Origin of the sequence: Streptococcus parasanguinis (genome assembly GCF_015557775.1) — a bacterium.
GTDB lineage: Bacteria > Bacillota > Bacilli > Lactobacillales > Streptococcaceae > Streptococcus > Streptococcus parasanguinis_AA.
Window position 1 is genome coordinate 78,020 of the sequence record NZ_JADNOY010000002.1, and the last position, 13,940, is coordinate 91,959.

A 13,940-nucleotide genomic window follows, 5' to 3' on the forward strand; every position below is an offset into this window, starting at 1 on the left:
ATGGAATCATTACAAAAATATGTGATTGATCATCACCAAAAAACAATTGCAGAATGTTCAAATGAAGAATTGTACATTGCTTTGCTTAATTACACCAAGCAAGCAAGTGCCCAAAAGAAATTAAATACTGGTAAGAAAAAAGTTTACTACATCTCAGCTGAGTTCTTGATCGGTAAACTCTTGTCTAACAACTTGATCAACTTGGGTCTTTACGACGATGTTAAAAAAGAATTGTCAGATGCTGGTAAAGACTTGATCGAAGTCGAAGAAGTGGAATTGGAACCATCACTTGGTAACGGTGGTTTGGGACGTTTGGCAGCCTGCTTTATCGACTCTATCTCAAGCCTTGGTTTGACAGGGGATGGGGTTGGTTTGAACTACCACTTTGGTTTGTTCCAACAAGTCCTTAAAAACAACCAACAAGAAACGATTCCAAATGCATGGTTGACTGACCAAAGCTGGCTCGTTCGTTCAAGCCGTAGCTACCAAGTGCCATTTGCACACTTCACATTGACTTCTACCCTTTATGATATCGATGTCCCTGGTTACAAGATTGAAACCAAGAACCGTTTGCGTTTGTTCGACTTGGATTCAGTTGATTCATCTATTATTGAAGATGGTATTAACTTTGACAAGACAGATATCGCTCGCAACTTGACCCTCTTCTTGTACCCAGATGATAGTAACCGTCAAGGGGAATTGCTCCGTATCTTCCAACAATACTTCATGGTATCAAACGGTGCACAATTGATCATCGACGAAGCCATCGAAAAAGGAAGCAACTTGCATGACCTTGCTGACTATGCTGTTGTCCAAATCAACGATACTCACCCATCAATGGTCATCCCTGAATTGATCCGTCTTTTGACAGAACGTGGTATTGGAATGGATGAAGCCATCTCTATCGTTCGTAGCATGACGGCTTACACTAACCACACAATCCTTGCAGAAGCCCTTGAAAAATGGCCACTTGAATTCTTGCAAGAAGTGGTTCCTCACTTGGTTCCAATCATTGAAGAATTGGACCGCCGTGTTCGCGCTGAATACAAAGATCCAGCTGTTCAAATCATCGATGAGAATGATCGCGTACACATGGCCCACATGGATATCCACTATGGATTTAGCGTAAACGGGGTAGCAGCACTTCACACAGAAATCTTGAAGAATTCTGAGTTGAAAGCCTTCTACGACATTTACCCTGAAAAATTCAACAACAAAACAAACGGTATCACATTCCGTCGTTGGCTCATGCATGCCAACCCAACCTTGTCACACTACTTGGATGATATCCTCGGACGTGACTGGCACCATGACGCATCTAAATTGGAAGACCTTCTTTCTTATGAAGATAAAGATGCAGTCAAAGCAAAATTGGAAAACATCAAGTCTCACAACAAACGGAAATTGGCTCGTTTCTTGAAAGACCATCAAGGTGTGGAAATCAATCCTAACTCTATCTTTGATACCCAAATCAAACGTCTCCACGAATACAAACGTCAACAAATGAACGCTTTGTATGTGATCCACAAATACTTGGACATCAAAGCTGGAAATATCCCTGCTCGCCCAATCACTGTTCTCTTTGGTGGTAAAGCAGCTCCTGCCTACACCATTGCACAAGATATTATCCACTTGATCCTTTGCTTGTCTGAAGTGATTGCAAACGATCCAGCAGTAGCTCCACACTTGCAAGTCGTTATGGTAGAAAACTACAACGTGACTGCTGCAAGCTACTTGATTCCAGCTAGCGATATTTCTGAGCAAATCTCCCTTGCTTCTAAGGAAGCTTCAGGTACTGGTAACATGAAATTCATGTTGAATGGTGCGTTAACACTTGGTACTATGGATGGAGCAAACGTGGAAATCGCTGAATTGGTTGGACGTGACAACATCTACATCTTCGGTGAAGATTCAGAAACTGTAATCGATCTATATGAGAAATCAGCATACAAATCAGCGGACTTCTATGAACGTGAAGCTATCAAACCATTGGTAGACTTCATTATCAGCGATGCCGTTCTTGCAGTTGGTAACAAGGAACGCTTGACTCGTCTTCACAAGGAATTGATCAACAAAGACTGGTTCATGACTCTTCTTGACTTGGAAGACTACATTGTAACCAAAGAACGCATGTTGGCTGATTACGAAGACCGTGATGCATGGTTGGATCAAGTCATCGTTAACATTGCGAAAGCAGGATTCTTCTCATCTGACCGTACGATCGCTCAGTACAACGAAGACATCTGGCACTTAAACTAATCACCCGATATTAGACCAAGGTTCTTAGGACCCTGGTCTTTTTCATTTCTTGTTATTTGGGAAGAAAAAGGAAGGAATTTAAAGAATGGACACTTCTGTAAACAGTGTTGTTTTTTTGAATTTTTCCGATCCGGCAGGGAAAAAATTACATAATTTTTATTTCAGTCTTCAAATCTAATTTATTGGTATAAAAAAATACTTCCCTTTAAAAAGCCTTTCGGTGAAATTTATAAAAAGAGAAAGTGTCTTAAAAACCCTTGAAAATAAAGGATTTTTTCACAGGCGTTTGCATATATTTTCAACTAAAGATGGGGAAGGTCCGGAAGGTTTGGCGTTTCAAGTTGTTATATCTTTAAAGTAAAATAAAAAATTAAATAGACAAATATTTAAAAATGGTTGATTGTGATACAATAGAGTTAACTGGCAGTAGCATATTTTTGCCTCTACAGTGAGATTTTTTTAAACATAAACAAAAAGGAGAGTTTTGAAAATGAAAAGCTATCGTGAACATGTTTCGAAGCAGGAAAAATTTTCAATTCGTAAGTTATCAGTCGGTGTTGTTTCATTGGCTATCGCTGGATTAGCTACTGTTAATACCTACGGAGCAGAAGTGAAAGCAGATGAGGCAACAGCGCCTGCAACTGAAGCGACTACTACGGATACAGCAACAAGCGATGCAGCTGTTGCAACAAGTTCTAAGTTGACATCTACAACTGTGACAGAAGGAAATAAAATAGTTACGACTACTTATGTAGAATCACCGGAACTTGAAAAAGCAAAAGCTGATGCAGCTACAGAAGGTGTAACCGTTACAGAAGAAGCTGAAAAAGTCCAACCATCTATCACAGCAGCAGAAGCAGATAATAAAGCTCAAACAGCTGAAATCAACACAGTCGTTGAAAACTACAAAAAGGCCAAAGCTGAGTATGAAGCAAAATCTCAAGAAATCACATTGATTGAAAAGAGAAATGCGGAAGCAGAAGCAGATTATCAAAAGAAAGTAGCAGAGTACAATCAGCAAAAGGCAGCTTATGATAAAGCTTTAGAAGAGTACAATGCTAAAAAGGCAGCTTATGATGCCAAAGTAGTAGAAAAAGCAGCAGCGGATAAGGCTAATGCAGAAGCAAAAGCTAAGTATGATGCAGAAATGGCTGTTTATAATGCAGCTAAAGCACAATACGATAAAGATTTACAAGAGTACCAAGCTAAGAAAGCTCAGTACGATAAAGATAAAGCAGCTTATGATCAATTGGTAGCGAAGAAGGCAGAAGAAGATGCTGCCAAGGCTCAATACGAAGCTGATCTTAAAAAGTACAATGTTGAAAAAGCACAGTACGAAAATGATTATATTGCTTATCAAAAGAAATTAGCTGAATACGAAGTTGCCAAAAAACAATATACGGACGCGAAACAAGCATACGACAAATATATGACAGACAATGCGTATGCTGACCTTAAAAATGTTTCAACTGTTCAAGATTTGACCTTCCAACGTGAAGGTGGTGCAACTCACACCATTGACGGCATCAGCACGTATCTTACTCGTGATGCTCAAGCTCGTTTAAATACAAGCAATGTGCATCAATATGATTCCAATAAATTGGAAGCTTCAGATATTGTAGCGACTAGTCCTTGGGCCAATAATGAAACTGAGTACATTCAAGTGAAAGAAGGCGATAAATTTGTCGTTACTTATGATAACTTGAATCAGTCCAGCATGCGTGAAAATACGGATATGCATCCAATCAAACGTGTGATTTACCGTTATGAGATTTTAAGTCTTCCATCAAATGATGGCAAAGGGATTGCAGCAGTCAACGCAGATCCAACGGTAACCATGACAGTGGGTGCTTCAACAGACCAAGACAAACCTGTTAAGGTTGCTGTCGATGTTGAATTCTATGATGGTGATGGCAATAAATTTGATTTGACTCAACGCAATGCCATTGTCGCTTTGAACTCGCTCAACCACTGGACAGGTGCTTCCTATGTCGATAGTGGAGACAAACCTCGTGCCCTTACAGTAGAAGCCAAAGATAAAAATGGCAACACTGTTCGTGGAACTTGGGATCCATATGCAGATGGTTCATCCATGAGCATTGAAAACAATGAAGTGAAGGTTAAAACAGGAAAAGCAGACTTTGGTACTGCAACTGTTTCCATTTCAGCAGACAACCCTCTCAAAATTGTGACTCAGAAATATGGTTATGTTAAAGATGACACAGGTAAATGGGTTCCTGGTACGACACCTGAGAAGGAAGAAGTAACGGATGCGTTAACTGTAAATGCTTCGGGTTCAGGAAGTGTTCATTCTATTGGTACAGAAGAATTTACCTTTGAAGGTAAGGATGATGTTATCGGATCATACAAAGTAGATGCAACTACAGGTCAAATTACGTTCACGCCTAAGAAGAAATTTGAAAACGTGGAACACCAAGAGTCTGTAAATGTTGGAAATAATAAATTTATTCCAATTCCAAACTCAAGTGTTTCTTATGATGCTGCTACTAAAGAAGTAACTTCCTTTAAAGATAACCAATATATTGAACATGGCTCTGTCTTTAACGGTGAATCTTCAACAACTCTTGAAGGTTGGGATAATCCATCTTCTCCATACCTCTATTATGGTGGAGCAGGCTTGAAGATGTCAGATGGACACTTAGTCTTTACGGCTAATGGTGCCAATGCGGCTGGTCAACCAACGGTTTACTGGTTTGCCATCAACTCAAATGTAGGTCTTCCTAAAGAGCCAGGAGAAGAACCGAAAGAGCCAACAAAACCAACAGAACCAAAGGCTCCAACTCCACCAACGATTACAGTGGAAAATCTACCTGCAGAGCCAACGAAACCAGAAGAACCTAAATCACCAACTCCGCCAACAGCACCTAACTACACTGTGATTACGGTCGATGTGGAGGAACCAAAAGCTCCAACTCCACCAAAAGCTCCAACCCCACCGACTCCTGAAGTCGTTCCAAATACGAATCCGGTGAAACCGGAAGCTGAAGTGAAATGGCATAAGAATAAAGTGGTAACGGAAACAGATATTCCAACCCCACCAACACCAGTTCCTCCAACTCCACCAACTCCATACAACCCACCAACACCAATTGTTCCACCTACACCAATCGTTCCACCAACTCCAGAGGTTCCAATCGAACCAACTCCTGAAGTTCCGGAACAGCCTGTACAACCTGCGCAACCACAAACACCTGCGCTTCCAAATACAGGTACAGAAAGCTCAACTGCAGCTGTTCTTGCAGGTGCGATGGCTGGATTGCTTGGATTGGGTCTTGCACGCAAGAAAAAAGAAGATTAATTCTTGTTTCTTTCGTTCATTCATCTAAATAAAGAAAGTCAGAAGGCAAGTCCTTCTGGCTTTTTTGATGGAGTGATGACCAAATAGTTGAGAAATAGAACAGAATAGTTTTTGGATAAGGAGAGGAAATGGCTTTTATAGACCAAATCGTGTCGAAATGAAGCAGAATAGAAATGGATGACACAAGAAGAAGAGAATGAGGTATACTGGTGGTGTTCGAATGAAAGTTTATAGGACTCCGTTATATCTCTAATCATTCCAATGATACAGTTGCGATGTCTTTTTCATCTTTTGCACACATTACTTTTCCAAATGAATTTCATTTGAACGTATCAGTGATCAGGCAAGTGCTTCCACGGTTTTGAGGCGCTTGCCTTTCTATCTGTATCGCGATATAATAGGGTGTAAGAAATGAAAAGGAGTTTGTATGAAAAAGAAACCTATCTATCTTTATATCCTGTTATTTTTCTCTACGGTTGGAACCCTGACTTCAGCTGTTTCAACCTTTGGAGCTTCAAAGAGTTTTGAGTTGACAGATGATTTTGCTAAACAACTTGGTTTAACAACGGCTCAAGACAAGGCTGACTATGTGACATATTATGAGAAATCAGCCCAACTCAATCAGTCTCCACTAACCTTTTTATTTGTGTCCCTGATTCTGATTGCTTTGCTGGCAACTTTCTATTTCCTCTTTATGAAGCAGGATCTGTTAACAGCACATTATACTTATATGGGGCAGATTTTATTAAGTCAAGCCTTCTCTTGCTATAATTATTTTGCAGGGCGTCCACTATTAGCTAGTTTTTCAAACCCGTCCCTTCGCCAACGATATTTGGCATCTTCATCCATTGCTTTGTTACTCTTGACTGCTTTATCCCTTCTCTTCCTTGGAATTGTTTTGTATAAAACCTTGCGTTTGAGAAAAGCTCAAGCTAGGGCATAATAGATAAGTTTGAATGGAGCTCTCTTAGAGGATAAGAGAGCTTCTTGATTGGAGAAAAAAGATGAAAGTATCCTTTGTTTATATTAGTCTGAGTGGGAATACAGAGAGTTTTGTCCGCCGTTTAAGTGACTATTTGCTGGAGGCCCATCCCGGACTTGAAATCGAGAAAGTGCATGTGAAAGACCTAGTCAAAGAGGGCCAGCCCTTCTTTGAAATGACCAATCCTTTTATCACTTTTTTGCCTACCTATTTGGAGGGTGGAAATGGTGTCGACAATGGCGATGTGGAAATTTTGACGACAGATGTTGCGGATTTTATTGCTTACGGAGACAATGCCAGCAAGTGTTTAGGAGTGGTTGGGTCAGGCAATCGGAATTTTAACAATCAATATTGTTTAACCGCTAAGCAATATAGCCAACGCTTTGGTTTCCCTATGTTAGCCGATTTTGAAATGCGGGGGATGTTGGGAGATATTAAAAAAGTAGCTGCCATTGTAGAAGATTTGTATCATCTTTAAAATAAAGAGAGTGGGACAGAAATCGGTAATTCGTTAGAATTCGATTTCGTCGTCCCACCTCCGCACAGTTGAGTAGGGCTGTAAAAGCTGATGAAATCAGCGTAGTAGAGGCCACTCAACCACTGCGTCTTGCTCGACAATCCAAAAATAATTGAGAGGCTAGGACTTTTGTCCCAGCCTCTTATTTGTTGCGACTGAATAGAAGAGGAGTCACATTTTATATGACTCCTCTTCTATGGCTTATTTTAATTTTTCTGTGATTTCTTTAGCAAGTAGGAGCCCCAATCGATAGTCTTTATTGATGGCATGGATGACATCGTTAATATTGTCGGTCTCTTGGATTTTTTCCTTGATGCTATCTTTGAAAGCTTGATCTTTCAAGAGTTGCTCTTGTAAGAGCCGTTGTAGTTTTTCTCTTTCGTACTTGTTAAATAAAAAGAGGACCACTAAACTGATGAGGATTAAGATGTAAACGGTTTGATTCATAGATTTCTCCTGTATATAAAGGATCTGAAAATATAGAGAATGAAGGGCATTGGGCATGAGAAAAGGAGTGAGAAAGAACTAAATTAAATCGCATTTAGTTTCTCCTCTCACTCCCATAAGAGATGTTCTACTTATCCATCATAGATAAGAAATTACATTTTCTCAGGGGCATCGACACCAAGTAAGCGAAGGGCTTCTTTTAAGACTACTGCTGTTGAGTAGCTAAGAGCAAGACGGCTTTCGCGTTCTGGGCTTTCATCCAAGATACGAGTGTGTGCATAGTATTTGTTGAAGGCCTGAGCCAAGTTGATGGCATATTTTGCGATCAAAGATGGATCATAGTTTTCAGCGGCACGTTTGACAACACGAGAGAAGTCTTGGAGAAGCTTGATGATTTCCCAGCTTTCAGGATCGCTCAAGCTGTAAGTTGCATCTGTAGATGGTGTGAAGTTGGCTTTGCGAAGGATTGATTGGATACGAGCGTAAGCATATTGAACGTAAGGTCCAGTTTCTCCTTCAAAGGATACCATGGCTTCGAGGTCGAAGTCATACCCATTGCGACGGTCTGTCTTCAAGTCGTAGAATTTAACCGCACCAACACCGACTGCATGTGCCACTTCTTCTTTGTTTTCAAGGTCAGGATTCTTTTCTTCAATCTGAGCTTTGGCACGAGAGATGGCTTCTTGAAGAGTTGGTTCGAGAAGGATGATATTTCCTTTACGAGTTGACAATTTTTGGCGGTTTTTTGTCACCAAACCAAAGTCAACGTGAACCATATCATCGCTCCAGTCAAATCCCATTTTCTTCAGAACAGCTTTCAACTGACGGAAGTGGTTGGATTGTTCTTGACCTACAGCATAGATGTTTTTCACAAAGTTGTATGTCCGTGCACGGTAGATAGCGGTTGCGATATCACGAGTGATATAAAGAGTGGCACCGTCTGATTTTTTGATCATAGCTGGTGGAAGGTTCACATCATCGAGCTCAACGATGCTAGCCCCTTTAGATTCTTTCAACAAGCCTTTGTCTTCAAGGATTTGAACCCCTTCATCCATCTTGTCGTTGTAGAAAGCTTCCCCGTTTAAGCTATCAAACTCAACACCGAGGAGTTTGTAGATACGGTTGAATTCCACCAAGCTTTCGTCACGGAACCATTGCCACAATTCAGTTGCTTCTGGATCCCCATCTTCTAATTTTTTGAACCATTTACGTCCTTCTTCATCAAGCTCAGGATCGTTTTCGATTTCAGCGTTGATTCGAACGTAAAGTTTTAGCAATTCATCGATTGGGTTGGCTTCGACAGCTTCCTTGCTACCCCATTTTTTGTAGGCCACCATCAAGAGACCGAACTGTTTACCCCAGTCTCCCAAGTGGTTGATTTTAATCGTGTTGTAGCCCATTTTGCGGAAGATGTTCGAAAGAGCATCCCCGATAACGGTTGAGCGCAAGTGACCAACTGAGAATGGTTTTGCGATATTTGGACTTGAAAGGTCGATGGTAATGTTTTGACCTTTACCTTCGTCTTGTTGGCCATAGTCTGCACCTGCTTCGATGACGGATTTGATCACCTGATCAGAGATCTTAGATTTGTCTAAGAAGAAGTTCACGTAAGGTCCAGTTGCAACGACTTTTTCGAAGGCACTTTGGTCGATCTTTTCAGCAATATCTGCAGCGATTGCTTGAGGAGCCTTGCGTTCCACTTTTGCAAGTGAGAAGGCTGGAAAAGCAATGTCACCAAGATCAGATGATTTTGGTTGTTCAAGCAAATTTAAAATAGCATCTTGGTCAAGAGAGTCAATCACTTTGGCCAATTCACTAGCAATGAGTTCTTTATTGTTCATATTAGCTCCTTAGTCCTTTTAACTATTATTTTAACACAATTCTGAGCGAATTTTCAATTTTTTTGGTATAATTTAAAGTATATTTATTCAAAAGTGGAGGTCCAATGAAAAAGACAGAACGTCACCTTTTGATTCAACAAATGATTCGAAATGAAAAATTATCGACTCAAAAAGAGATTCAGGATCGATTAGAAGCAAAAGGAATTGCTGTAACGCAAACTACTCTGTCACGAGATTTGCGCGATCTGGGTCTAGTCAAGGTGAAACGAAAAGACCAGTTGTATTATATTTTGCCCAATGAGCCTGAGGTAGCAGAGATTTATATTATGTTGTCCAGCCATGCCAAGTCTGTCTCACGAGCGGAATTCACCTTGGTCTTGCGGACAGAGCTAGGAGAAGCAGCCCTCTTGGCCAATGGTGTAGATGAAATGGCAGATGAGCGTATTTTGGGAACAGTAGCAGGGGCCAATACCCTCTTGATTGTCTGCCGTGACCAAGAGGCAGCTATTGAAATTCAAAATGAAATTTTAGGGATGATGCAGTAATCAAGCCCTGTTAAGATGTCAAAAGGAGGAAGATAGTGAGCTATCTACTCCTGTTTTCATCTATGGGCTTGCGTCAGAAAATGATGCAAGAGTAAGGAATAAAGAAGTATGGCAGTAGAGAAAATATCTCCTGGAATGCAGCAGTATCTAGATATCAAAAAAGACTATCCGGATGCCTTTTTGCTGTTTCGAATGGGAGATTTTTACGAATTATTTTATGAAGATGCAGTGAATGCGGCTCAAATTTTAGAGATTTCCTTAACCTCACGGAATAAAAATGCAGAGAATCCAATTCCCATGGCGGGTGTTCCCTACCACTCGGCTCAGCAGTATATTGATGTTCTCATTGAACAGGGCTATAAGGTCGCGATTGCAGAACAAATGGAAGACCCCAAAGAAGCTAAGGGGGTCGTTAAGCGGGAAGTCGTACAGGTGATTACGCCGGGTACAGTGGTGGATTCGACCAAGCCAGATAGTGAGAACAACTTCCTGGTTGCTTTGGATCGTTCAGGAAATGAGTATGGGCTAGCCTATATGGATCTGGTGACAGGGGAGTTTCAGGTGACGACCCTCAATGACTTTAGCATGGTTTGTGGAGAAATCCGCAATTTACGTGCGCGTGAGGTGGTCTTGGGTTATGAGTTGCCAGAACAGGAAGAGCGTGTGTTTGTGAGTCAGATGAATCTCTTGCTGTCACATGTAGAGACGGCGCTTGACGATGTTCAACTCTTAGGGGATCAGTTGAGTGAGCTAGAAAAGAAAACAGCTGGAAAACTTCTCCAGTATGTCCACCAGACACAAATGCGGGAATTGAGCCACCTCAAGAAAGCTCATCATTATGAGATTTGCGATTTCTTGCAGATGGACTTTGCGACCAAGGCTAGTCTTGATTTGACAGAGAATGCGCGGACTGGGAAGAAGCATGGTAGCTTGTATTGGTATTTGGATGAAACCAAGACGGCCATGGGCGGTCGTTTGTTGCGGTCCTGGATTCAGAAACCCTTAGTCGATTTGAAACGGATACGAGAGCGCCAGGACATCATTCAGGTCTTTATGGATCATTTCTTTGAACGGAGCGATTTGACCGACAGCCTCAAAGGGGTCTATGACATTGAACGCTTAGCGAGTCGTGTTTCCTTTGGCAAGATCAATCCTAAGGATCTCTTGCAGCTAGGAGATACTCTGGGGCATGTGCCGACGATCAAGTCGATTCTACTGGGGATTGGTGATCCAGTCTTAGATGTCTTGATTGCACGCTTGGATGAACTTCCTGAGTTGCACCGCTTGATTACCTCAGCTATTGCTCCGGAAGCGTCTGCTGTTATTACAGAGGGAAATATCATCCGAACTGGGTTTGACGAGCAATTGGATCAGTACCGTGTCGTTCTTCGGGATGGTACTGGTTGGATTGCTGAGATTGAAGCCAAGGAGCGCGAAGCCAGTGGCATTACAGGTCTAAAAATCGATTACAACAAGAAGGATGGCTACTATTTCCATGTCACCAATTCTCAATTGAGTCACGTTCCTGCTCACTTTTTCCGCAAGGCGACCTTGAAAAATTCAGAACGCTTTGGTACGGAGGAATTGGCACGTATCGAAGGAGATATGCTAGAGGCGCGTGAGAAGTCTGCTAATTTGGAATATACGATTTTTATGCGGATTCGGGAAGAAGTTGGCAAGTATATCCAACGTCTGCAACAGTTAGCTCAGGCGATTGCGACGGTTGATGTGTTACAGAGTTTAGCCAGTGTCGCTGAGTCGCAACAGTTGAATCGTCCCCTTTTTCATGAAGAACGACGAATCGCAATCGACAAAGGCCGCCATCCGGTTGTTGAGAAAGTGATGGGAGCCCAGTCCTATATTCCTAATAGCATCTTTATGGATGAGGAACGGGATATTCAGCTGATTACGGGGCCAAATATGAGCGGGAAGTCTACCTATATGCGCCAATTGGCGATCATTGTGATTCTTGCCCAGATTGGCTCCTATGTTCCAGCGCAAAAGGCCGAGTTGCCAATCTTTGATGCGATTTATACTCGGATCGGAGCTGCTGATGACCTGGTATCGGGTCAGTCTACCTTTATGGTGGAAATGATGGAAGCCAATCACGCCATTCGCAAGGCAACACCCCAGTCCTTGATTTTGTTTGATGAGTTGGGACGGGGAACGGCGACCTATGATGGGATGGCCCTCGCCCAATCCATCATCGAATACATTCACGATCGAACCGGTGCCAAAACCTTGTTTGCGACTCATTACCATGAGTTGACGGCTCTCTCAGAGACCTTGTCCCGTTTGGAAAATGTCCATGTTGCGACCTTGGAGCGAGATGGTCAGGTTACCTTCTTGCACAAGATTGAATCCGGCCCAGCAGATAAATCCTATGGGATTCACGTGGCCAAGATCGCTGGTTTACCAGAAGAATTGCTGAAGCGGGCGGATGCGATTTTGACCAAGCTCGAAGGACAAGCCCAGCAAGTACCGCTTGTGGATGCAACTCCTAAAAAGGAAGTGTCTTCGCAGGTTGCTGAACAAATGTCCCTCTTTGAGGAAGAGCCAGAACATACAGTGATCACAGAATTGAAGAATCTGGATCTCTACAATATGACTCCCATGGAAGTCATGATGGCAGTCGCCGAATTGAAAAAGAAATTGTAAAAAGAAGATCCTCGTAATAGCGAGGATCTTTTATTGAAGACAAAGTCATCTTAGAAACTTTCCTTAAGTGAGTACGGACGTCAGCGAACTTCTAGGAAGTTCCATGACTAATTATTGAGCCCCTTCGCTCTTTAATTTCTGGGCTCAGGCTAAAACAGTTTCCTAAACTGTTTTACTCTAAAAACTCCCGAGTGCCTGAAACACAATTGTTTCAGGCACTTTTCTCACAGCGGAAAGTTTCAGTAGATGATTGAATAACTATAACGAGTATAATTTTTATAGAATTTATTAGATTTGTATAAAGGAACAGTTTATCTCCACTTTCAGATCCTCGTAGCACTGAGGATCTTTTTGCTTAGTGGTTAGCAATGCTTTGGTTGATTTCTTGGACTTGTTTTTTATAAAAATGATGGGAGACCAACCAGATGATCACGTAAACGAGGGTGAATTCGACAACGAGTGAGAGGTAAAATCCGAGTCGTGCTGGAAACCAGCCGGCCAAAGTAGCCAGAGGAATAAAACCAAGTAACATGAGTAGGTAATGGCTCAGAGTAGCCCGTAAGAGGCTCCAGTCTTTTTGAAAGAGGAGACTTCCGAAGCTAAAGAGGACCCCAATTGCACCCCAAACGAGGGCACAATAGAGCATGACTAGTGAGCCGTGAACATGATGCAAGAACATCCAGCGACCGACTGCAGAGTTGGGACTTAAGGGAAGGTACAACTCAGGTGAGAAGAGATAGGAAAAGAAGATGGATAGGATGAGCCCAATGAGAATCCCTTTCAGGGCGTCAGAAAAAGATTGTTTTAGCATGATAATTTCTCCTTAATGGCTTTCAAGTAACGACGGGAGGAGTAGGTCAGACTCCCGTTTTTAAGATAGATTTGCACTGATCCTCCACTGGTAAAGTGCAGGTGATCGATTTCTTTTGTGTTGATAATTTCAGATTGGGAAATTTTGAGAAAGAAGGTCGGTAAGTCTTCAGATAACTGATAGAGTGGCCCAGTCAGAATAAATTGATCTGTCATAGTCTCGCCAATTACTTGCCGATTTTCAATGTAAAAACGTTGGAATAGCTGGCTTTCGATCAGGTAAGCTTCCCCATCCTTTTTGGCACGTAAGCGCCCTTTTTGATCCAATTCTTCCACAAAGTCACGGATTTTCTCTACACGCGCAGACAGTGCAGGTGCTGTGATCATCACCGCTTCTTCTTGGAAGTGGGAATCAATTTGTACTTCAACTTTCATAAGATCGTTTCTCCCTCCTTTGGGTAAAGTCGGTTGGCCTGCTAGCCCGGCCCCTTCTTTACACTACTATTAAACACTTTTTCCAAAGGGAAGACAAGGGGATTTGTCTATGTGGTCATTTTCTTTG

10 protein-coding genes are annotated in these 13,940 nt (G+C 41.9%); 6 read left to right on the plus strand and 4 right to left on the minus strand.

Going from position 1 to position 13,940, the window contains the following annotated elements; all coding sequences use genetic code 11:
- The 4 genes from glgP to nrdI all read left to right on the plus strand — a co-directional run bounded on the left by glgP (window position 1) and on the right by nrdI (window position 7,038).
- The gene (gene glgP / locus I2F76_RS03540; RefSeq protein ID WP_049471794.1) at window positions 1-2,259 is read left to right on the plus strand and encodes a glycogen/starch/alpha-glucan family phosphorylase; all 2,259 of its coding nucleotides are present in this window, start codon (window positions 1-3) and stop codon (window positions 2,257-2,259) included.
- A gap of 490 nt (window positions 2,260-2,749) precedes the next feature.
- On the plus strand, window positions 2,750-5,578 hold the full coding sequence (locus I2F76_RS03545; protein WP_195487244.1) for a GbpC/Spa domain-containing protein: 2,829 nt from the start codon (window positions 2,750-2,752) through the stop codon (window positions 5,576-5,578).
- 427 nt (window positions 5,579-6,005) lie between these two features.
- Window positions 6,006-6,521 (plus strand): hypothetical protein, encoded by a 516-nt coding sequence (locus tag I2F76_RS03550; RefSeq protein WP_021154108.1) that lies wholly within the window; start codon window positions 6,006-6,008, stop codon window positions 6,519-6,521.
- A 61-nt stretch (window positions 6,522-6,582) separates the two neighbouring features.
- Entirely contained in the window at window positions 6,583-7,038 is a 456-nt protein-coding gene (gene nrdI, locus I2F76_RS03555; protein WP_045760033.1) for a class Ib ribonucleoside-diphosphate reductase assembly flavoprotein NrdI, read from the plus strand.
- 240 nt (window positions 7,039-7,278) lie between these two features.
- On the opposite strand, the gene I2F76_RS03560 is transcribed toward nrdI, so the two are convergent.
- Both I2F76_RS03560 and argS read right to left on the minus strand, forming a co-directional pair.
- A complete protein-coding gene (locus I2F76_RS03560) occupies window positions 7,279-7,524 on the minus strand; it encodes a hypothetical protein (protein ID WP_023919916.1) in 246 nt (81 codons plus the stop codon).
- A 152-nt stretch (window positions 7,525-7,676) separates the two neighbouring features.
- Entirely contained in the window at window positions 7,677-9,365 is a 1,689-nt protein-coding gene (argS, locus tag I2F76_RS03565; protein WP_003002065.1) for an arginine--tRNA ligase, read from the minus strand.
- Between the two features lie 104 nt (window positions 9,366-9,469).
- Between argS and argR the strand changes: the two genes are divergently transcribed.
- Window positions 9,470-9,910 carry an arginine repressor gene (gene argR / locus I2F76_RS03570; protein WP_003002219.1) on the plus strand — a complete coding sequence of 147 codons (441 nt, stop codon included), beginning with the start codon at window positions 9,470-9,472 and terminating at the stop codon, window positions 9,908-9,910.
- A gap of 108 nt (window positions 9,911-10,018) precedes the next feature.
- Window positions 10,019-12,568 carry a DNA mismatch repair protein MutS gene (gene mutS / locus I2F76_RS03575; protein ID WP_195487245.1) on the plus strand — a complete coding sequence of 850 codons (2,550 nt, stop codon included), beginning with the start codon at window positions 10,019-10,021 and terminating at the stop codon, window positions 12,566-12,568.
- Window positions 12,569-12,923: 355 nt separating this feature from the next.
- Here mutS and I2F76_RS03580 read toward each other — a convergent pair whose 3' ends face one another.
- Window positions 12,924-13,379: a DUF3021 domain-containing protein gene (locus I2F76_RS03580; RefSeq protein WP_024054970.1), complete on the minus strand. Its 456-nt coding sequence runs from the start codon at window positions 13,377-13,379 to the stop codon at window positions 12,924-12,926.
- Window positions 13,373-13,813, minus strand: a complete 441-nt coding sequence (locus I2F76_RS03585; protein ID WP_155170400.1) for a LytTR family DNA-binding domain-containing protein — start codon at window positions 13,811-13,813, stop codon at window positions 13,373-13,375. The genes I2F76_RS03580 and I2F76_RS03585 overlap by 7 nt, the downstream gene beginning before the upstream one ends.
- Window positions 13,814-13,940: the final 127 nt, after the last annotated feature.

What these genes read in the sequence shown, in the direction of transcription:
- glgP (WP_049471794.1), top strand. Translation starts at nt 1, where the DNA reads ATGGAATCATTACAAAAATATGTGATTGATCATCACCAAAAAACAATT.
- I2F76_RS03545 (WP_195487244.1), top strand. Translation starts at nt 2,750, where the DNA reads ATGAAAAGCTATCGTGAACATGTTTCGAAGCAGGAAAAATTTTCAATT.
- I2F76_RS03550 (WP_021154108.1), top strand. Translation starts at nt 6,006, where the DNA reads ATGAAAAAGAAACCTATCTATCTTTATATCCTGTTATTTTTCTCTACG.
- nrdI (WP_045760033.1), top strand. Translation starts at nt 6,583, where the DNA reads ATGAAAGTATCCTTTGTTTATATTAGTCTGAGTGGGAATACAGAGAGT.
- I2F76_RS03560 (WP_023919916.1), bottom strand. Translation starts at nt 7,524, where the DNA reads ATGAATCAAACCGTTTACATCTTAATCCTCATCAGTTTAGTGGTCCTC.
- argS (WP_003002065.1), bottom strand. Translation starts at nt 9,365, where the DNA reads ATGAACAATAAAGAACTCATTGCTAGTGAATTGGCCAAAGTGATTGAC.
- argR (WP_003002219.1), top strand. Translation starts at nt 9,470, where the DNA reads ATGAAAAAGACAGAACGTCACCTTTTGATTCAACAAATGATTCGAAAT.
- mutS (WP_195487245.1), top strand. Translation starts at nt 10,019, where the DNA reads ATGGCAGTAGAGAAAATATCTCCTGGAATGCAGCAGTATCTAGATATC.
- I2F76_RS03580 (WP_024054970.1), bottom strand. Translation starts at nt 13,379, where the DNA reads ATGCTAAAACAATCTTTTTCTGACGCCCTGAAAGGGATTCTCATTGGG.
- I2F76_RS03585 (WP_155170400.1), bottom strand. Translation starts at nt 13,813, where the DNA reads ATGAAAGTTGAAGTACAAATTGATTCCCACTTCCAAGAAGAAGCGGTG.